We start from the raw sequence: 18,733 nt of genomic DNA, 5'->3' as shown, positions 1-18,733 counted from the left end.
CTCAGCGCTCCGGCCGCTGGACCAGGTCGGTGAAGTCCTGCTCGTTGCGTTCCGCCAGCCGCACGTACGCCCAGCCCACCCCGATCAGGAACGGGAAGGCGACCATCCCGAGCAGCAGCCACGGCAGGTTGATCCCGAGCACGGTGACCCGCCCGACCGAGGGCGCGATCGCGAAGAGCCAGGGCAGGCCACCCAGCCCGATCAGCACCAGCAGGCTCAGCCGCAGCGCCAACCTGAGCTGGGCCCGGACCAGGCCCCGCACCAGCGTCTCGCCGACCCGGGTCTGCTGGGCCAGCTCCGAGCGGGTCCGGTCCGCCCGGCTGCCCGACCGGGACACCTCCGCCAGCACGATCCGGGTCCGCCCGGCCGGCCGGGGTGCGCGCGGCGCCGGGACCGGGGCGGTCCGCCCCGGCGCGTCCCGTTCCCCGGCGTCGGCCATCCCCGGAAGTCTCGCCTGATCAGTGGGAATGTCAAGGGCAGGCGAAGGTGCCCGGCCAGGTCGCCGGATCGCCGGCCAGCACCGCCCGGGCCTGCGCCCGGCCCAGGTTCGCCGCCCGCCAGCCGTCCGCCGGCAGCTCCGCGTCGATCCGCCACAGGGCGCAGGACCGCAGCGGCTCCGGCAGCCGGTCCAGCGCCGGGACCGCGTCCGGGGAGAGACCGGAGAGGTACGTGACGTCCAGCCGCCCGGTCCGCTGCCAGCGCTCCACGTTCCGCTCGGCGATCAGCCGGTCCGGGTCGACCAGGGCGAGACCGAGCAGCGCGAGCACCGCCGCACCCAGCGCCACCCGGGGCAGCCAGGACCCGCGCAGTCGGACCGTGGCCGCCCCGACCAGCACGAAGAGCAGCCCCAGCCAGAGTTCGGCCACCGCCACCAGCAGGCGCAACCGGGTCGCCCCGTACGCGTCGGTGTAGACCCGCATCCGGTAGAGCGCCGAGGCCACCACCACCAGGCTGAGCAGGGCCAGGCCGCCGATCAGCACCCGGATCAGGATCCGGTCGGTCCGGCCGTCCCGGGGCGCCCAGCGCACCGCGCCGGCGATCACCAGCAGGGTCAGCAGCGACACCGCGAGCAACTGCCAGAAGCCGCCCCGGGCGTACTCGGCGTAGGTCAGGCCGGCGGTGCGCAGCACGTGCCCGGAGCCGCCGAAGAGCACGGTGAGCTGCACCAGCACGAATGCGGCGAAGAGCAGGTCGAGCAGGGCCAGCGGGAGCACCCACTCCAACCGGCGGACCGCCCGGGCCGGGCCGGCCCGCAGCTCCAGGTCGGGCGGCGCGGCCAGCAGGTACGCCCCGCCGAGCAGCACCGCCCCGGCGAGCAGCGCGCGGCCCAGCCAACCGGTCCCACCCGCCGGCGACACGTCGGGCAACGCCCCGGTCACCAGGTCGGCGAAGACCGCGTCGGCCGAGGCGAAGAGGAGTCCGAAGAGGAGCAGCAGCAGCACGGTGACGCCGAGGCTGGCCAGCACCCGACCGACGCCCGGTCCACCGGGCCGGGGGCGGGGCAGCCCGCGCGCCGCCCAGGGCAGCGCCCGGACGGCGGCGACCGGTGGCAGCAGGCCGGCGCTGAGCAGGCCCAACGGCGTACGTCCACCGGCGACCGCGAGCGCGGCGGTGCCGAACGCGGCCACCAGGCAGAGCGCGAAGAGCCAGCCGGCCGCGCGGACCGTGCCGACCGCCACCAGGGCGACCGTGGCGAGCGTCCAGACCAGCCGGGCCACCCGGCCCGACGCCCCCGTGGCGCCGGGACGGGCGGCCGGCCGGGGCCGGGTGAGCACGGTTGCGCCGAGCGCGGCGGCCCCCGCGACCGCCGCGACCAGCCAGCCCAGCCCGGGCCGGTCCAGCGGCACCACCGAGGCGGACGTCCCGGCCGCCACCGCTGTCGCCGCGAGCACCCGCGATCGGGCCGGTGCCGTCGGTCCCGGCCAGCGGCGTGCCCAGGCGGACGGCTGCGGTGCCGGGCGGGTCAGCGGCGGCGGAGTGGCGTACGGGTGGGGCAGGGCCTGGCCGATCGGTGGCCGGGGCGGGGGCGCGGTCGTCATGCTGCTTCTCCTCGAACGGGCTCGGTACGCGGAAGGGTCACCTCGATGCGGCAGCCGGGACGGCTGGTCGGCCCACCGCCGGGTGGTTCGGCGGCCCGGATGGTGCCACCGTGCAGTTCGACCACCCAGTGCGCGATCGCCAGGCCCAGCCCGGTGCCGCCACCGGTCGCCCGCTCGCCCCGGGTGAACCGTTCGAACACGCGGGACCGCTCGGCCGCCGGGATGCCGTCCCCCTCGTCGGTCACCTCGACGCGCAGCTGACCGGACCGCTCCTCGGCGGCGACCAGGACGGTCCCGCCGGGCGGGCTGTGTCGGGCGGCGTTGTCCAGCAGGTTGGCGAAGACCTGGTGCAGCCGCTCCGGGTCGGCGGAGACGGCCAGCGGCACGGGCAGCGGGCGGAGCCGGAACCGGACGTCGTCCCGGCCGGTGCCGGCGGCGGTCGCCGTGGCGTGCTCGACCGCCTCCTCCAGGAACTCGGTGACGTCTAGCCGGACCCGGCGCAGCGGCACCACCCCGGCGTCCATCCGGGACAGGTCCAGCAGGTCGGCGACGAGCCGGCCGAGCCGCTCGGTCTGGGCCAGCGCGGCCCGCAGCGCGGCCGGCTCCGGCGTGGCCACCCCGTCGACCAGGTTCTCCAGCACCCCCTGCAACGCGGTGATCGGGGTGCGCAGCTCGTGCGACACGTTCGCGATCAGCTCGCGCCGGCGCTGGTCGGCGGCGGCCAGGTCGGCGGCCATCCGGTTGAACGCCTGGGCCAGTTCGCCGACCTCGTCCCGGGAGGTGGCGCGCACCCGGCGGCTCCAGTCACCCCGGGCCATCGCCCCGGCCGCCGCGGTCATCTCGCGCAGCGGCGAGGTCATGCCGTGCGCCAGCACCTGGGCGATGACCAGGGCGATCGCGATGGCGGTGAGCGAGGTGCCCGGTGGCAGCCAGCCGATCCCCCACCAGAAGTAGCCGACCGCCACAGCCCAGGAGGCGACCAGCAGGACGCCGAGCTTCATCTTGATCGACCGGACCGGGTCCAGCGGGCGGGGGAGGTGGTCGTTCAGCCAGTCCACCGCGCGGCCGGTCACGCGGGGACCTCCAGCGCGTACCCGACGCCGTGCACGGTCCGGATCAGGTCCGCGCCGAGCTTGCGGCGCAGCGCCTTGACGTGGCTGTCGACGGTACGGGTGCCCGAGCCGTCCGCCCAGCCCCACACCTCGGCGAGCAGCCGCTCCCGGGGCAGCACCGTGCGGGGCCGCCCGGCGAGGTGGACCAGCAGGTCGAACTCGGTGGGCGTGAGGTGCACCTCGGCACCGGCCCGGACCACCCGCCGCTCGGCCCGACTGATCTCGATGTCGCCCAGCCGCAGGCTGGCCGGTCCGCCGGTCGACGCCCGGTCCACCCGGCGCAGCAGGACGTGCACCCGGGCGGCCAGCTCGCGCATGGAGAACGGCTTGGTGAGGTAGTCGTCGGCCCCGACGGCCAGCCCGACCAGCAGGTCCGTCTCGTCGTCGCGGGCGGTGAGCATCAGCACCGGGACGGGCCGGTCGGCCTGGATCCGCCGGCACACCTCCAACCCGTCGAAGCCGGGCAGCATCACGTCGAGGATGACGAGGTCGTGCCGCCCGGTGCGGAACCTCTCGACGGCGGACGGGCCGTCACCGGCGATGTCCACGGTGAACCCTTCCGCCCGCAGGCGGGCGGCGACCGACTCGGCGATGGTCCGTTCGTCCTCGACCACCAGTACCCGGCGTTCCTTCATGGCGTCCGACTGTAGGGACCGGCCGTGGAGATCGGGGGCGCGGCTTGTGAACAACCTGTGGAGAACGGCTCACTCCTGTGGATAACCCGGTGGACGACGGCCGGGTCGTTGTGGACAACCGGCGAGGAGGCCACCATCGGGAACCTTCCGCCCTCCTCGTGAGTGGGACAGGTGAAGAGAGGAGGTGACGGTGTCCGACGGCGATCTGATCTCGGAGCTGTACGCCGGCTGTTTCCGCCGGCTGGTCGTCCAGTTGTACGCGGTGACCGGTGACCTGAACGAGGCGCAGGAGGCCGTCCAGGAGGCGTTCACCCGGGCGCTGGCCGTGCCCCGCAAGGTGGCCGCCCTGGAACACCCGGAGGCGTGGCTGCGTCGGGTGGCGGTGAACGTGGCCCGCACCCGGCACCGCCGCCGGCGGGTGCTGGACACCCTGCTCCGCCGGATCGGCCCACCGCCGGCCGTCGCCGACCGGTCACCCGAACACCTGGCCCTGCTCGCCGCGCTGCGCGACCTGCCCGAAGGGCAGCGGCAGGCGCTGGCCCTGCACTACCTGGTCGACCTGCCGGTGGACGAGGTGGCGGCGACGCTCGGCGTCTCCGCCGGCACGGTGAAGTCGCGCCTCTCCCGGGGTCGGCAGGCCCTCGCCGCCCGGCTCGCCGACAGCGACCACGACGGCCCCGGTCCCGAACCCGTCGAGCCGAACAGCATCGGGAGGAAGCATGTCCGCGCCTGAGTTCACCGGCTTCGACGTCGACACCGTAGCCGAGGCCGTCCGCCAACCGTCCCTGGACGACCTGTGGTCCGCCGCCCGGTCCCGGCGACGACGCCGGTCGGCGGTGGTGGCGGTGGTGGTGCTGATCGCCCTCGTCGGCGCGGCCGCCGGCCCATTGGCGGCCCGGTCCGGCGGCGGCCCCGAGGTGGCCGGCCCGGTCCCGCCGCCGCTGCGGCCCGGCCGGGCCGCCGACGTGATCCTGACCGGCCCGCAGTCCGCCGTCGGGGTCGCGCAGATCGCCTGCACGCTCTTCTTCACGCACACCGGCGACGGGGGGCGGGGCTGGTCGGACTGGGACGCCGGTCGCTACCAGGCCGAGGACTGCGACCGCGACAACGAGGGCCGGGACGACGCCAACCTGACGTACAACGTGCTGGACGAGCGCACCTATCTGGTCCGGGAGGACGGACCCGGGCTGTCGCGGCTCTCCACCGACCACGGGCACACCTGGCGGGACGCCGACGAGGCGATCGAGCCGGTGCCCGCCTTCCCCCGCACGGCCCGGCCGGTCCACTGCCAGATGGCGTGCGGCGCGATCAGGGCGGTCCTCGCGGTGGACCCGACCACCGGCACGGTCTACCGGCTGGCCGGCGAACTGCCCTCGCCGAACCCACCGGTGGCGGTCTACCCGACGACCGACGGGACGATCTGGGCGGCGTACCTCCCTGGGCCGGGGGCCGGCGAGGGCCTCATCGTCGCCCGCAGCACCGACCGGGGGGCGACCTGGGTGGCGCAGCGGTCCGTGAACCCGAAGAACGCCATCGCGCTGGCCGCGGTCGACGACCACACCGCCTACCTGCTGATCGAGCCGCCCCCGCCGGACGGCACGACGGCACCGACCGGCACCGCACGGCTGCTGAGGACCACGGACGACGGCGAGACCTGGACGGACCTCGGCACCGACCTGCCGGCCACCCGGGAGAACGAGTACCTGGTGCTCGGCACGGACGGGTCGCTGCTGGTGGCCCGGGCCGGCTACACCGACCCGAGGGCGGGTGCCACGTTGTTCGTCAGCCGGGACGGTGGGAAGCAGTTCACGCTCGCCCGGGAGTATCGCCACCTCGAGGACTCCGTCGGGGCCGCCCCGGGACGGGCCTGGCTCTACGGCCGGGACGACCTGTCGGACGTCGGGGCGGACCACGTCGTCGTCACCGGTGACGGGTCCGGTTGGACGCGGATCCCGCTGCCGCACTGAGCGGCGGGACGACCAGGGGCCGGTGGCGACGCCACCGGCCCCTGTCGACGCCCGGGTCAGCTCGTCGGGACGACCAGGTCCACGGCGAGCGTGCCGCTGCTCGGGACGGTGAACAGCGCCACCCGGCTGGTGCCGTCGTCACCGGTCACCTTGTACGTGCCGGCGTAGGTGGTGTCCCCGCCGGTACGCCGGAGCGAGTAGGTGAGGTACACCCGCTGCCGGCCGAGCGCCCGGATCGTGTAGCGGCCGTCCTCGACGTTCGCGAAGCCGGCCATGTCACCGGTGTCGGCGTTGCGGACCGTCACCCAACCCTGCCCGAACGGCGTGCCGTCCTGGTCGGTGACGGTGCCGGTGACCTCGGTTCCCGAGCGCAGCACGGTGTCGAGCCGCGCCTGCCCGCCGGCCGTCACCTGCACCGGGGTGGCGGTGTAGCGGCTGGTGGCGCCGCCCGACCACACCGTGGCGTACGGGTGGCCGGCGAACATCACCGGCCACGCGTACGGGCCGAGGCCACTGAGGGTGTACCGGCCCTCGGCGTCGGTGCTGGCGTCGTCGAGCCCGAGGTAGGGCACCCCGGTGAGCACCGAGACGTCGACGCTGCGCGCCGGCGCGCCGGTGACCGCGTCGCGCACCGTGCCGCTGATCGTGCCGGCCCGGTCCAGCCGGACCGACGGGCCCGCCACCACCGTGCCCGCCACGGCCTCGACCTGAACGGCCTGCCGCTCGTCGCCGGTGCCACCCTCGGCACCGACCCACTGCCGGCCGTACTCCCGGTCCCGCGGGGTGACGAAGAGCCGGTACGTGCCCGTGGCGAGCGGACCGACCCGTACCTTGCCGGTCGCGTCGGTACAGGTGTTGTTCTCGGGGAAGGTGACCCGCTTGGGCAGGAACCCGCTGACGCAGACGTCCGGCAGCGGCTCACCGGTGACCCGGTCGACCACGGTGGTGGTGACGACCGCCCCGGCCCGCAGCTTCACGGTCAGCGGGGTGGTCCGGTCGGCCCGGACCCGGACGTCGGCGACCTGCCGGGTGAAGTAGCTGTTGTCGGGGGCGAAGACCAGCAGGTCATGGCTGCCCTCGGGGAGGCCGGTGAGGGTCACCGTGCCGGTGCCGTCGGTGCACCGGTCGGCGGAGTTGACGCAGAAGCGTGACACGGGCGCCCCGGTCACCGAATCCACCGCCGAGACGCGGATCGAGCCGGTGCCCAGCAGCCGCTCGGTGATCCGGGTCTGCTGGCCACCGGTCACGGTCACCACGCCGGCGGTGTCCCAGCTCGACCGGCCCGGATGGTACTGCTCCCGGCCGTCGACGAAGAACCCCACCTTGTACCCGCCGGAGAGCAGCGCCGGCACGGTGAACTCGCCGTTCGCGTCGGTCGTCGCACTGCCGCCGCTGGAGCTGGTGGCGGTGTTGACGATGACGGACGCGTTCGGGACCGGAGCGCCGGTGGCGCTGGTGAGCTGGCCGGAGAGGCTGCCCACGCCCAGCACGGTGTCGTTGACGGTGACCGTCTGGTCGGCGGCCACCTGGTAACGGCCGGCGGACTGTGGGTCGAGCGTGCCGGGCACGTACTGGCTCTGCCACGAACCCTCGACGGGCCGGAAGGAGAGCACGTAGGTCCCGGGGACCACGTACAGCCGGTAGTGCCCGGTGTCGTCGGTGGTGGCGGCGACCGTCTCCCAGGTGTCCTGGTTCTGGGCCTCCACGTACGCGCCCGCCGTGCCCTGGAGTTGACCGGTCAGCACGCCGGTGGCGACGAGCTGGTCGTCGGCGGTGGTGGTGCCGCCGGCGTCGACGGTCACCCGGTCGGCCTCCCAGGCCTGGGTCTTCTGTCGGTAGAACTGCTGCGGCCGCTCGGGCGGCAGGAAGGCGACGATGTAGTCGCCCGCGGTCAGGCCGTCGACCGAGTAGCGGCCGTCGGCGTCGGTGGTGGTCGAGCCGGAGACCTCGGCTCCTCCGTTGCCCCAGACCTGCACCGGGACATCGGCCGCCCCGGTGCCGTTGCTGCTGGTCAGCCGCCCGCTGACCGTGCCGGTGTCCGCCGCCAGCGCCGGGGTGGCCCCGGGCAGGACGACGGCTCCGGTGACGACGGCCGCCAAGGCGGCACGACGTACGAGGGAAAGGCGCATCTGCGTCCTCACGTCACCTGGTGGGGCGCCCACGCAGGCTCCGCCCGCGCCGACCCCCGCGCCCCGTACGGGATCGGCCCCCGCAGGATAGGGCAGGGCACCGACGGCGACCTTCCGTTATGGACGATCGATGATGGGCGACCGCCGCGACGCCCCGGCCGGCTCAGCGGGTCCAGTCCTGCTTGGCCGCCCGGACCAGCTTGTCCTTCAGCTCGCGGGTGTGCCGGCGGCTCACCGGCAGTTCGCTGCCGTCGATCACCACCACGTAGCCGGAGTTGACCAGCCGCAGCTCGGCGATCAGCTTCAACTGCACCAGGTACGACCGGTGGATCCGGACGAACCCCGCGTCCGCCCAGCGCTCGGCGAGCGTGGCCAGCGAGACCCGGACCAGGTGCGAGCCGTCCGCCGTGTGCAGCCGGGCGTAGTCGCCCTGCGCCTCCACCCAGCGCACCGCCGAGCGGGGCAGCATCCGGGTCGTACCCGCCAGCTCGATCGGGATCGTCGGGTCCTCCTCGGTCCGGGCCAGCGCCGCCGGGTGCGACGGCACCACCCGGGAGCCGATCACCCGGCGCAGCGACTCGGCGAGCCGCTCGGCGCGTACCGGCTTGCGGACGTAGTCGGTGGCCCCGAGGTCGAAGGCGTCCACCGCCCCGTCGTCGTACGCGGTGACGAAGACGATCGCCGGCGGCCGGGCGAACCGGCGCAGCACCCGGGCCAGCTCCATCCCGTCCAGCCCTGGCATCCGGATGTCCAGGAAGACCACGTCCACGTCGCCGTCGCGGAGCACCCGCAGCGCCTCGGTGGCGTCCCCGGCCGTGTGCAGCCGGGCCACCCGGGGATCCGCCCGCAGGTGGTACGCCAGCTCGTCCAGCGCCGGCGGCTCGTCGTCCACCGCCAGCACCCGCAGGAAACCGGACACGTTCCCCGCGCCCAGCCCGGTTCGCTCGTTGCGCTCGCTCACGAACTGACCCGGACGCCGGGATGGAACTTGGGCACCCGCATGCTGACCTTCGTACCCGAGCCCAGGCCGGTCTCGACGACCAGGCCGAACCGGTCCCCGAAGGCCGACCGGAGCCGCTCGTCGACGTTCGAGAGGCCGACGTGCTGGCCGGGGTCGTCGGTCGGGTCGCTGGCGGCGCCGGCCAGCTCGGCGATGCCGGCGGTCAGCGTCGTCGGATCCATCCCCACTCCGTCGTCCTCCACGGTGATGTGGCACTCCGCGCCCGCGTCGCGGGCCTCGATGCTCACCATGCCGGTGCCCGGCTTGCGGGACAACCCGTGCCGGACGGCGTTCTCCACCAACGGCTGGAGGCAGAGGAACGGCAGGGTCACCGGCAGCACCTCCGGGGCGATCTGGAGGCGCACCTGGAGCCGCTCACCGAACCGGGCCCGCTCGATGGTCAGGTACCTGTCGATCGAGCGCAGCTCCTCGGCCAGCGTGGTGAACTCGCCGTGCGAACGGAACGAGTAGCGGGTGAACTCGGCGAACTCCAGGATCAGCTCCCGGGCCCGGTCCGGGTCGGTCCGGACGAACGAGCCGATCGCGGTCAGCGCGTTGTAGATGAAGTGCGGGCTGATCTGGGCGCGCAGCGCGCGTACCTCGGCCCGGGCCAGGCGCTCCCGGGACGAGTCCAGCTCGGCCAGGGCGAGCTGGTCGCCGGCCCAGTGCGCGGTCTCCAGGGTGGCCTGGACGAGTCCCGGGGCGGGCTGCTCGTCGGCGATCGCGACCAGCGCGCCGACCACCCGGCCGTCGGCGCTCAGCGGGGCCACCACGGCCCCGCGTACCGGGCAGTCGACCAGGTCGCAGCGCAGCTCCGACTCGCGCAGCACGGTCGACCGCCCGGTGCCGACCGCCCGCCGGGCCGCCGCCAGCAGTTGATCGCCGTGGTGCGCGCCGCGCCCGTCGAGGGCGAGCAGGGTCTCCCGGTCCGTCAGGGCCAGCCCGGCCGCGCCCACCAGCGCCCGCAGATGGCGTACGGCCTTCGCCGCGCCCGCGCCGCTCAGGCCGGCGCGCAGCGGCTCGGCGGCCAGCCCGGCGGTGTGCAGCACCTCGTAGGTGGCCCGCTGGGTGGCGGTGGCGATGCCCCGCCGGCCACGCAGCCGCAGCACCGCCCAGAGCGCCGCGGCGAGCGCGGTGACCAGCGAGGCGACGCCGAAGACGGCGGAGAGGTTGCCACCCACGCAAGCGATCCTGACGGGTGACCCGCCGCAGCGCTAGTACGCGCCCTTGCGGGCCAGCACCACGCCCACCGTCCGCCACAGGATGCTCAGGTCGTACGCGAGCGACCAGTTGTCGACGTAGTAGAGGTCCAGCCGGACGGCCTCGTCCCAGGAGAGGTCGGAGCGGCCGGAGACCTGCCACAGCCCGGTCATGCCCGGCCGGACCAGCAGCCGGCGCCGGACGTCACCGAGGAAGTCGCCGTCGTCGGCGGGCAGCGGACGCGGCCCGACCAGCGACATCTCCCCCCACAGCACGTTGATCAGCTGGGGCAGCTCGTCCAGCGAGGAGGCGCGCAGGAAGCTGCCCACCGGGAAGACCCGGGGGTCCTGCTTCATCTTGAACAGCATGCCGTCGGTCTCGTTCTGGTCGACCAGGCCGGCCAGCCGCTCCTCCGCGTCGACGTACATGGTCCGGAACTTCCACACCCGGAACGTCCGGCCCTCGTGCCCGACCCGGGGCTGCCGGAAGAAGACCGGGCCGGGGTCGGAGAGCCGGATGGCGAGCGCGATCGCGGCGAAGAGCGGGATCAGCAGCACCAGGCCCAGCCCGGCGGCGACCCGGTCCATCAGGTTCTTGGCCAGCAGCGCCGGGCCCGACAGCGTCGGCTCCTCGACGTGCAGCAGCGGCAGGCCCTCGATCGGGCGGATGTGCACCCGGGGGCCGGCGATGTCGGTGAGCTGGGGCGCGACCACCAGGTCGACGCCGGAGCCCTCCAACTGCCAGGCCAACCGGCGCAGCTCGCCCGGTTCGGCGCTGGCCGAGCCGCAGACCGCGATGGTGTCGCCACCCACCTCCCGGACCAGGGCGAGCACGTCCCGGCCCGCGTACACCGGGACCGGGGTCTCGATGCCCCGCGCGGCGGCGTACCCGTCGGTGAGGTGGATGGCCACCGGCACCAGCCCGGCGCCGGGGTTGCGGGTGACCGCGGTGTAGACCTCCAGGCACTCCGGCAGGGTGCCGACCAGCACCATCCGGTGCCCGGCCTGTCCGGCCCGGCGACGCATCGTGTGCAGCAGGAAGCGGGCGACCATCCGCCCGACCAGGATCAGGAAGAGCGCGCCCAGCAGGGCGTAGCCGACCGTGTAGCGGGACAGGTCGGTCTTCGTGGCGAAGGCGATGAACGACACGGTGGCGGCGACCGCCACCCCGCCGCGGATGACCCGCTTGAACTCGTCCGGGCCGAGCCCCAGGTAGCGCCGGTCGTAGGCCCGGTTGCCCCAGAGGATCACCAGCCAGCCGAGCGGCATCAGCAGGAAGGCCACCGTGTAGAACCAGGTGGGGTCTTCCTTGGCGTTGTAGAAGCCGGCGCGGGCCTGACCGAACACCTCCTGGGCCAGCCAGTCGGCCAGCACCACCGAGGCGAAGTCGACCAGGAGCAGCAGGGCGATGTACGGCCGGTGCCACCGGGACACCCGGCGCCGGGCGCGGGCCCATGCCGACCGGGGTACGCCGTTGTGCGACGGCGGAGTCGGCGGCTGGATCTCGAAGCTGTCGACGTGCCGCACGCTGTTGCTCCGGCCTGTGTTGGTTACCGGGCGCTGGAGGCTTGTCGTCACCTCAACCCATGTCCTCCCGCATGACCCGGGCCCTCACTCGCCGTGAGGAACCAGGTCTCCCACCGTTCCAGTCTCCCACGCGGGCCCGGGCCGGACGTCCGCCCGGGGCGAACTCTCTCCGGTGGTGCTCGCGGGGATCTGGCCGGCTCCGTATCGGTTGTGAAGCCGGGGACCGAGCCACTATACCGATGGATCGGGACCCGGGTAGAGGCGTGGACCGGGAGCTTCGGCGATCCCGGGCCGATTCCTCTCCGTAATCAGCAGGTGGGATTACTCACCGTACGAGTCGGGACAACCGACGGTCAGCGAGCGGCTTGCCGCCGGTCTGGCAGGTGGGGCAGTACTGGAGGCTGGAGTCGGCGAACGAGACCTCCCGCACCGTGTCGCCACAGACCGGACAGGGCAGCCCGGTCCGGGCGTGCACCTTGAGCCCCGAGCGCTTCTCGCCCTTCAGCTCGGCGGCCCGCTGCCCGGTCGAGCGCCGGACCGCGTCGCCGAGCACCGCGCGGGTCGCCGCGTGCAGGGTGGCGAGCTGGTCGTCGGTGAGCCGGTCGGTGATCGCGAACGGCGAGAGCCTCGCCGCGTGCAGGATCTCGTCCGAGTACGCGTTGCCCACCCCGGCGAGCACCGCCTGGTCGGTGAGCACCCCCTTGACCTGGCCCCGCCGGCTGCGCAGCCGCTCGGCGAAGGTGGCCAGGTCGGCGGCGAGCGCGTCCGGTCCCAACTTGGCCACCCCGGGCACCTGGGCCGGATCCGGCACCAGGTACGCGGCCAGCTTCTTCTGGGTGCCGGCCTCGGTCAGGTCGAAGCCGGAGCCGTCGTCGAGGCGTACCCGCAGCGCGATCGGGCCCTTGCCGGGGCGCAGCGGGGCGGTCGAGCCGAACGCCTCCCGGTAGTGCAGCCAGCCCGCCCGGGCCAGGTGGACCACCAGGTGCAGGCCACCGTCGAAGCTCACGTCGAGGAACTTGCCGTGCCGGCCCGCGCCGACCACCGCCCGCCCCGAGACTGCGCTCGGCGGCGGGTCGTACGTCTTCAGCGCGCTGATCGCGGACACCTCGACCCGCTCGACGCGCCGGCCCACCGCCCGCTCACGCAGGTATCCGGCGAGCGCTTCCACCTCCGGTAGTTCGGGCACGGTACAACGGTAGCCTTCTTTGCCGTGAGCGCGAGGAATGAGCTCGCGAGTCCCGCAGTCGCGAACGAAGGTCGAGCTCCGTGAGAATCGTGGTGGCGCACAACCGGTACCGGGAAGCCCAGCCGTCCGGCGAGAACACCATCGTCGACGCGGAGATCGGGCAGCTCACCGCGGCCGGCGTGGAGGTGCTGCCGTTCCTGCGCAGCTCCGACGAGATCCCGTCGATGTCGAAGGCGGCCAAGGCGCTGCTGCCGATCTCGCCGATCTGGGCCCCGAAGGCCCAGCAGGACCTGGACCGGCTGCTCGTCGAGCACCGGCCGGACGTGCTGCACCTGCACAACCCGTACCCGCTGATCTCGCCCTGGGTGGTGCGGACCGCGCACCGGCGTGGGGTCCCGGTGGTGCAGACGGTGCACAACTACCGGCAGGTCTGCTCGTCGGGGCTGTACTTCCGGGACGGGGTGATCTGCCAGGACTGCCGGGGTCGGGCGCTGGGCGTGCCGGCGATCGTGCACCGCTGCTACCGCGGCTCGCGGGCGCAGAGCGCGCTGATGGCCACCACGCTCGCCGTGCACCGCCCCACCTGGAAGTCGGTGGACCGGTTCATCGCGCTGACCAGCGCCGTCGCCGACCACCTGCGCGACTACGGCATCCCGGACGAGCGGATCGTGGTCAAACCGAACGCCATTCCCGACCCCGGTACGCCGGCCCCGCTCGGCGACGGCTTCCTCTTCCTCGGCCGGCTCTCCCCGGAGAAGGGCCTCGACCTGCTGCTGGAGGCGTGGCGTCGGCACCCCGACGGGGCGCTCGGGCCGCTGCGGATCGCCGGCGACGGGGAACTGCGCCCGCTGGTCGAGGCGGCCGCCGCCGAACGCGGCGACGTGACCTTCCTCGGCCCGCTCGACCGGGCCGGGGTGCGCGCCGCGCTGACGGCGAGCGCCGTGGTGCTCGCGACCTCCACCTGGCACGACGTGCTGCCCACCGTGATCATCGAGGCGCTCGCCAGTGGCCGGCCGGTGCTCGGGACCGCTCTCGGCGGGATCCCGTACCTGGTCGGCGCCGACACGCCGCGCGAGCCCGCCGGCACCGGCCCGGCCGCGGTGGCCTCGGTGCCCGCCGGGGGCGCCACCGGTCCGGCCATTCCCGCCGGCATCGAGTCCGGCGACGCCGGCTGGGTGGTCGCGCCCGACCCGGCCGCCCTGGCCGCCGCCCTACCGGTCGCCCGCGCCCACGCCGCCGCCCGGTCCGCGTCGGCCCGCACCCGCTACGAGCGCACCTTCCACCCCGACGTCGTCACCCGACGCCTCCTCGACACCTACAAAGCCGTCACCCCCACCGCACCCCCCCACCACTGACCCGCGCTAATTCACGGAAAGAGTGGCTTTCGCGGCCCGGATAACCACTCTTTCCGTGAACTAGCGACCAGGGCGCGGGGCGCGGGGCGCGGGGGTCAGCGGAGGGAGGTGCGGGCGGAGAAGGCGATGCTCGCGAGGAGGAAGCCGCCGTTGACGACGGTGAACGCGACGATCACCCACACGGTCAGGGCGGGGGCGAAGGTCAGCACCAGGCCGGCCAGGAAGATCACCGCACCGTAGTCGCGGACCAGCTTCACCAGGCGTACGGGCAGGCTGGTGGAGGTGACCATGCTGGCCGCGTTGGGGCCGGACTGCATCACGGAGGTGACCAGGTTGACCATCCAGGTGCCGGCGAAGACCGCGATCAGCCAGGTCGGCGTGGCCGGGCGCTGCGCCACGGCGGTCGCCCCGAGGGCGGTGACCAGGGCGATCTGGGCGGCCACGTCGCAGAGCACGTCGACCCGGGCACCGGCGGCGCTGCCCTGACCGGTGACCCGGGCGAGCTGACCGTCCGCGCAGTCCAGCGCGTACGCGAGCTGCCAGCCGACCAGGGCGAGCAGGCCGACCACCCAGGCCGGCACGTCCCCGGCGGCGACCTTCGGCGCGAGCGCGACCACGGTCACCGAGGCGGCCAGGCCGAGCACCAGGTTGGTCAGGGTCAACGCGGTGGGGCGCAGGCCGAGCCGCTGGGCGACCATGGCGAGGACCGCGCCGATCCACTGGCTGATCGACTCGCTGAACAGGCCGCCGCCCCGGTTGACCCGGTGGAAGTCGGCGACGGTGGGGCGGAACGGCTCAGCCGAGGTGGTCGCGGAGTGCACCGGCGTAGTCTGCCAGCCGCTCCCGGGTCTCGGTAGGCGACATAGCGAGGTGTTCGAGGATGGTGTACCGGTCCGGCCGGGTGGCCGGTGCGAACTGCACCGCCTCCACGAACTGCTCCTCGGTCAGCGCGACGTCGGCGGGCAGCCGGGGCAGGCCGTGCCGGGCCAGGCAGGCCGACATCTCGACGAACCGGCGCTCGTCGCCGCGCAGGAAGGTGCAGAACAGCGCGCCCAGCCCGGCCAGTTCGCCGTGCGAGGCGGTGCCGGGGAAGAGCACGTCGACCGCGTGCATGATCTCGTGGCAGCCGCCGCTGGCCGGACGGCTGGTGCCGCAGACGGCCATCGCCAGGCCGCTCGAGATCAGCGCCTCGGCGAGCACGGTGACGAAGCCGTCGTCGCTCATGTCGCCCGGGTGGTGCAGCACCGCCTCGGCGCCCGACCGGGCCAGCGAGGCGGCCAGGCCGTCGACCGGCTCGCCGCGTACCTGGCGGGCCAGTTCCCAGTCGGCGAGCGCGCTGATGTTGCTCACCACGTCGCCGATGCCGGCCCGGTTGTGCCGCTCCGGTCCCGCCTCCACGAAGTCCAGGTCGACGATCACCGCGATCGGGATGTGCACCCCGTAGGAGCCCTTCATCCCCTCGTTGACCAGGCTGGCGACCGGCGAGGCGATGCCGTCGTTGGCGAGCGCCGTCGCCACCGTCACCATGGGCAGGCCGCGCCGGGTGGCGGCGTACTTCGCCACGTCGATGGTCTTGCCGCCGCCGATCCCGACCACCGCGTCGTACGACCGCTGGCGCAGCTTGGCGCCCAGGTCGTCGGCGGCGTCCAGGGTGCCGCCGGCCACGGTGAACACGTCGGCGGCCCGCAGCGAGGGGCGGATCAGCTCGGCGATCTGTGCGCCCTGCCCCGGCCCGACCACCACCGCCACGTCCCCGCCGGCCGAGATCCGCCCGTCGACGAGGATCGCGGCCAGGTCCGCCACCGCACCCCGCCGCACGTCGATGTGCAGCGGGGTGAGCACGGTCCGGGCTAGTAGCGGCACGCGATCTCCCGGGCCCGGGCCAGGTCCTCGTGGTTGTCCACCTCGACCCAGGCCACGTCGCCGATCGGCGCGGCCCGCACCTCGCCGCCGGAGTCCGCGAACTCCTGGTAGCCGTCCTCGTAGTAGAGGTTCGGGTCGCGCCGCCAGGTCGCCTCCAGGGCGTCGGCGAGGGCGTCGGCCACCTGCGGCTCGATCAGCGTCGCGCCGATGTACTCGCCGTACGCGTCGGCCGGGTCCATCAGCTTGGTGATCCGGGTGAGCTGGCCGGCGGCGTCGAAGGTGGTCTTCATCTCCTCCTCGGCCAGCGCCTTGATGGTGTCGACGGCGAGCAGGATGCCGGGGCCGCGCTCGGCCAGCAGGGTCTTCTCCACGCTCACCGGGTGCACGGTGTCGCCGTTGACCAGCAGCACGCCCCGGGAGAAGTGCTCCCGGGCCAGCCAGAGCGAGTACGCGTTGTTCCACTCCTCGGCCTTGTCGTTGTCCACGAGGGTGATCGTGACGCCGTACTTCGCCTCCAGCGCCGCCTGCCGCTGTCGGACCGCGTCGGCGGCGTAGCCGACCACGATCACCACCTCGGTGAGGCCGACCTCGGCGAGGTTGCGCAGGGCGATGTCGAGGATGGTGGTCTCCCCGTCGACCGGCACCAGGGCCTTGGGCAGGGTGTCGGTGTACGGGCGCAGGCGCCGCCCGGCACCGGCCGCGAGCACCATCCCGATCATGCCGGGCTTCTCCGTGTTGCTACTGCTGGTCACCGCTGGAGGATACCGGCGGCCGCTCGGCCGCCTCGCCGTCATCCGTGGTTCAGCCGGGCAGGGCGGCCAGGTCCGCCAGCACGGTGAGCCGTTCCTCGGCGGTCAGCACCGTGTACGGCGGCGCCGCGCACCGGTCCGTCTCCTGCTCGATGGCGAGCCGTTCCGGTCCCGGTGGCAGCTCGGTGACGCTGGTCGCGGTGTGCCCGGCGGCGGTCCACGCCGCCGCGTGCGCGTCCGCCCGGTGGTAGCGCAGCGTGCCCAGCCGGTTGAGCAGCAGCACCCCGGGCGGGCTGCCCTCCGGCTCGTGCGGCGGGGCCATCGCGGAGAGCGCGCCCGGCCCGTCCACCCCGGCCGGCAGCAGCGCGTACGCGAGGACCCGGCCGATCGAGACGACCAGCCGCGCCACCCGCTCGTCGTGCCCGGCCCACAGTTCCTCGGTCACCTCGGCGTGCACGCCGTACAGCTCGGTGAGGAAGGCGAGCCCGCGTTCGGTGGCGCAGAAACCGCCGTCCGGCACCCGTTGCAGCATCCCGTACGCGACCTGCTTGTCCAGTGCCCGCTGGCAGGAGGCCGGGTCGCGGTAGCGGGTGACCGCGGCGAAGCCGGCCCCGTCCACCGTCCCGCCGGGTACCGCGAGGCGGGTGCGGAACTCGACCAGGAAACCGGTCGCGGCCGGTCCGCCGTACCGGGAACTCAGCTCGGCGCCCCCACCGTCGCGGCCGGCGAGCATGCCCGCGACGAAGGCCCGGTCGACGGCCGGGGCGACCAGCCCGGCGAACCGGTGCGCCGGCAGGTCGACCTGGTCGTCCCGGACGGCACCGCGGGCCGTGCCACTACCCGGGACGGTCGAGCCGTTCACAGACCGATCGAGCGCAGCGCGGCGAAGGCGTCCTCGACGATCCGTCGGATCAGCCCGTCGTTCACGTCGCGGTGGTCGTCGAGCAGCGCCACGTCGCCCGCGGTCAGCCAGCGGTACTCGGTGTGTCTGCCCACCTCCAGTCGGGGCCGGCTCAGGTCGCCGTCCACCCGGACCAGGAAGTCGGTCTCCACCCGGGCCAGCCCGTCGTCGGCGGTGTACGTGTACTCGCCGACCAGGCCGAGCACGTGCGACACCGACCAGCCGGTCTCCTCGGTGACCTCCCGCCGCAGCGCCTCGTCCAGGCTCTCGCCGGGTTCGACGTGGCCGCCGACGATGTCCCAGCAGTTCGGGAAGATGCGCCGCTCGGGGGACCGGCGCTGGACGAAGAGGCGGCCGTCGTCGTCCACGATCAGCGCGCCGGCGCAGCGGAGAGGCTCGGTGGGCACGATCACGACAGTAGCGACCAGCGGCGGTTCGCGGGATGCCCGGTCTTGTCCCGGTACGCATCGAGGGCCCACCATGTCCGTACCGAGGCCACCGTCCCACAGGGGTGATGCGTGATGCAGGTTCGGGAAGCGATGTCCAACGAGGTGCTCGTGGTCGGGCCGGAGCACACGCTCCGCCAGGCGGCCAGGATGATGTCGGCCCGCCGGGTCGGCTCGGCGGTGGTGATCGACCCGGACTCCGAAGGGGTCGGGATCATGACCGAACGTGACGTGCTCAACGCCATCGGCGCCGGGCTGGACCCGGACGTGGAACGCACCGGCTCCCACCTGACCTGGGACGTCGTCTACGCCGGTCCGGACTGGACGGTGGAGGAGGCGGCGGCGGCGATGGCGCGCGGCGGCTTCCGGCACCTGGTGGTGCTGGACGGCCGCGAGGTGGCCGGGGTGATCTCGGTACGCGACCTGATGCGGGTCTGGGCCGGGCGGCAGGCGGCGACGACGACCGTGTGAACCGGCCGTCCGCCGGGGCCGGTGGGTCCCGGCGGACGGGCGGTCGCGAGCCGCTCTCGGCTCTCGGATCGGCCGGTCGGTCGGATCGGCCGCCCGCATGTTGAACTTCGCGTGTATGCCGGCCGGCCCGCCCGGAGCAGGCCCTAGGCTCGTG

The 18,733-nt window shown here is 74.1% G+C and carries 18 protein-coding genes; 4 read left to right on the top strand and 14 right to left on the bottom strand.

The annotated features are described in order from the left end of the window. Window position 1 precedes the first annotated feature (1 nt). The 4 genes from GA0070611_RS21920 to GA0070611_RS21905 are packed head-to-tail and all read right to left on the bottom strand — an operon-like array spanning window position 2 to window position 3,786. Window positions 2-439, bottom strand: coding sequence for a hypothetical protein (locus GA0070611_RS21920; RefSeq protein WP_231921186.1), 438 nt, complete (start codon window positions 437-439; stop codon window positions 2-4). Between the two features lie 31 nt (window positions 440-470). After that, the gene (locus GA0070611_RS21915) at window positions 471-2,039 is read right to left on the bottom strand and encodes a DUF4153 domain-containing protein (protein ID WP_091667330.1); all 1,569 of its coding nucleotides are present in this window, start codon (window positions 2,037-2,039) and stop codon (window positions 471-473) included. Beyond that, entirely contained in the window at window positions 2,036-3,112 is a 1,077-nt protein-coding gene (locus tag GA0070611_RS21910) for a HAMP domain-containing sensor histidine kinase (protein WP_407940381.1), read from the bottom strand. Before GA0070611_RS21910 ends, GA0070611_RS21915 begins: the two co-directional genes overlap by 4 nt. Continuing rightward, window positions 3,109-3,786 carry a response regulator transcription factor gene (locus GA0070611_RS21905; RefSeq protein WP_091667327.1) on the bottom strand — a complete coding sequence of 226 codons (678 nt, stop codon included), beginning with the start codon at window positions 3,784-3,786 and terminating at the stop codon, window positions 3,109-3,111. Before GA0070611_RS21905 ends, GA0070611_RS21910 begins: the two co-directional genes overlap by 4 nt. A 190-nt stretch (window positions 3,787-3,976) precedes the next feature. Here GA0070611_RS21905 and GA0070611_RS21900 point away from each other — a divergent pair, with 190 nt between their 5' ends. Continuing rightward, a complete protein-coding gene (locus tag GA0070611_RS21900) occupies window positions 3,977-4,519 on the top strand; it encodes an RNA polymerase sigma factor (RefSeq protein ID WP_197675769.1) in 543 nt (180 codons plus the stop codon). After that, window positions 4,506-5,753: a WD40/YVTN/BNR-like repeat-containing protein gene (locus GA0070611_RS21895; RefSeq protein WP_091667322.1), complete on the top strand. Its 1,248-nt coding sequence runs from the start codon at window positions 4,506-4,508 to the stop codon at window positions 5,751-5,753. The genes GA0070611_RS21900 and GA0070611_RS21895 overlap by 14 nt, the downstream gene beginning before the upstream one ends. Before the next feature lie 56 nt (window positions 5,754-5,809). Here GA0070611_RS21895 and GA0070611_RS21890 read toward each other — a convergent pair whose 3' ends face one another. From GA0070611_RS21890 to GA0070611_RS21870, 5 genes are all read right to left on the bottom strand, one after another. Beyond that, window positions 5,810-7,882 carry a carboxypeptidase regulatory-like domain-containing protein gene (locus tag GA0070611_RS21890; RefSeq protein WP_091667320.1) on the bottom strand — a complete coding sequence of 691 codons (2,073 nt, stop codon included), beginning with the start codon at window positions 7,880-7,882 and terminating at the stop codon, window positions 5,810-5,812. Between the two features lie 163 nt (window positions 7,883-8,045). Continuing rightward, window positions 8,046-8,801, bottom strand: coding sequence for a LytR/AlgR family response regulator transcription factor (locus GA0070611_RS21885; protein ID WP_091673255.1), 756 nt, complete (start codon window positions 8,799-8,801; stop codon window positions 8,046-8,048). A 38-nt stretch (window positions 8,802-8,839) separates the two neighbouring features. Then, window positions 8,840-10,063 carry a sensor histidine kinase gene (locus tag GA0070611_RS21880; protein ID WP_091667318.1) on the bottom strand — a complete coding sequence of 408 codons (1,224 nt, stop codon included), beginning with the start codon at window positions 10,061-10,063 and terminating at the stop codon, window positions 8,840-8,842. Between the two features lie 33 nt (window positions 10,064-10,096). Then, window positions 10,097-11,608 carry a sugar transferase gene (locus tag GA0070611_RS21875; RefSeq protein WP_091667316.1) on the bottom strand — a complete coding sequence of 504 codons (1,512 nt, stop codon included), beginning with the start codon at window positions 11,606-11,608 and terminating at the stop codon, window positions 10,097-10,099. Window positions 11,609-11,933: 325 nt separating this feature from the next. After that, a complete protein-coding gene (locus tag GA0070611_RS21870; protein ID WP_091667314.1) occupies window positions 11,934-12,794 on the bottom strand; it encodes an Fpg/Nei family DNA glycosylase in 861 nt (286 codons plus the stop codon). A gap of 80 nt (window positions 12,795-12,874) precedes the next feature. Here GA0070611_RS21870 and GA0070611_RS21865 point away from each other — a divergent pair, with 80 nt between their 5' ends. Beyond that, window positions 12,875-14,149 carry a glycosyltransferase family 4 protein gene (locus GA0070611_RS21865; RefSeq protein ID WP_091667312.1) on the top strand — a complete coding sequence of 425 codons (1,275 nt, stop codon included), beginning with the start codon at window positions 12,875-12,877 and terminating at the stop codon, window positions 14,147-14,149. Window positions 14,150-14,244: 95 nt separating this feature from the next. On the opposite strand, the gene GA0070611_RS21860 is transcribed toward GA0070611_RS21865, so the two are convergent. The 5 genes from GA0070611_RS21860 to GA0070611_RS21840 all read right to left on the bottom strand — a co-directional run bounded on the left by GA0070611_RS21860 (window position 14,245) and on the right by GA0070611_RS21840 (window position 18,069). Further along, window positions 14,245-14,970: a CDP-alcohol phosphatidyltransferase family protein gene (locus GA0070611_RS21860; protein ID WP_091667310.1), complete on the bottom strand. Its 726-nt coding sequence runs from the start codon at window positions 14,968-14,970 to the stop codon at window positions 14,245-14,247. After that, window positions 14,945-16,012: an iron-containing alcohol dehydrogenase family protein gene (locus tag GA0070611_RS21855; protein WP_091667307.1), complete on the bottom strand. Its 1,068-nt coding sequence runs from the start codon at window positions 16,010-16,012 to the stop codon at window positions 14,945-14,947. Before GA0070611_RS21855 ends, GA0070611_RS21860 begins: the two co-directional genes overlap by 26 nt. Then, on the bottom strand, window positions 16,000-16,731 hold the full coding sequence (locus tag GA0070611_RS21850) for a phosphocholine cytidylyltransferase family protein (protein ID WP_091667305.1): 732 nt from the start codon (window positions 16,729-16,731) through the stop codon (window positions 16,000-16,002). The genes GA0070611_RS21855 and GA0070611_RS21850 overlap by 13 nt, the downstream gene beginning before the upstream one ends. 82 nt (window positions 16,732-16,813) lie before the next feature. Continuing rightward, window positions 16,814-17,623 carry a hypothetical protein gene (locus GA0070611_RS21845; RefSeq protein WP_091667303.1) on the bottom strand — a complete coding sequence of 270 codons (810 nt, stop codon included), beginning with the start codon at window positions 17,621-17,623 and terminating at the stop codon, window positions 16,814-16,816. Further along, window positions 17,620-18,069 carry an NUDIX domain-containing protein gene (locus GA0070611_RS21840; protein ID WP_167604461.1) on the bottom strand — a complete coding sequence of 150 codons (450 nt, stop codon included), beginning with the start codon at window positions 18,067-18,069 and terminating at the stop codon, window positions 17,620-17,622. The genes GA0070611_RS21845 and GA0070611_RS21840 overlap by 4 nt, the downstream gene beginning before the upstream one ends. Before the next feature lie 114 nt (window positions 18,070-18,183). Between GA0070611_RS21840 and GA0070611_RS21835 the strand changes: the two genes are divergently transcribed. Beyond that, on the top strand, window positions 18,184-18,579 hold the full coding sequence (locus GA0070611_RS21835; RefSeq protein ID WP_091667301.1) for a CBS domain-containing protein: 396 nt from the start codon (window positions 18,184-18,186) through the stop codon (window positions 18,577-18,579). Window positions 18,580-18,733: the final 154 nt, after the last annotated feature.

The organism is Micromonospora auratinigra (assembly GCF_900089595.1).
In the GTDB taxonomy this organism is placed as follows: Bacteria; Actinomycetota; Actinomycetes; order Mycobacteriales; family Micromonosporaceae; genus Micromonospora; species Micromonospora auratinigra.
The sequence above is the reverse complement of the archived record's forward strand: the minus strand, read 5'-3'. Positions and strand labels throughout refer to the sequence as shown.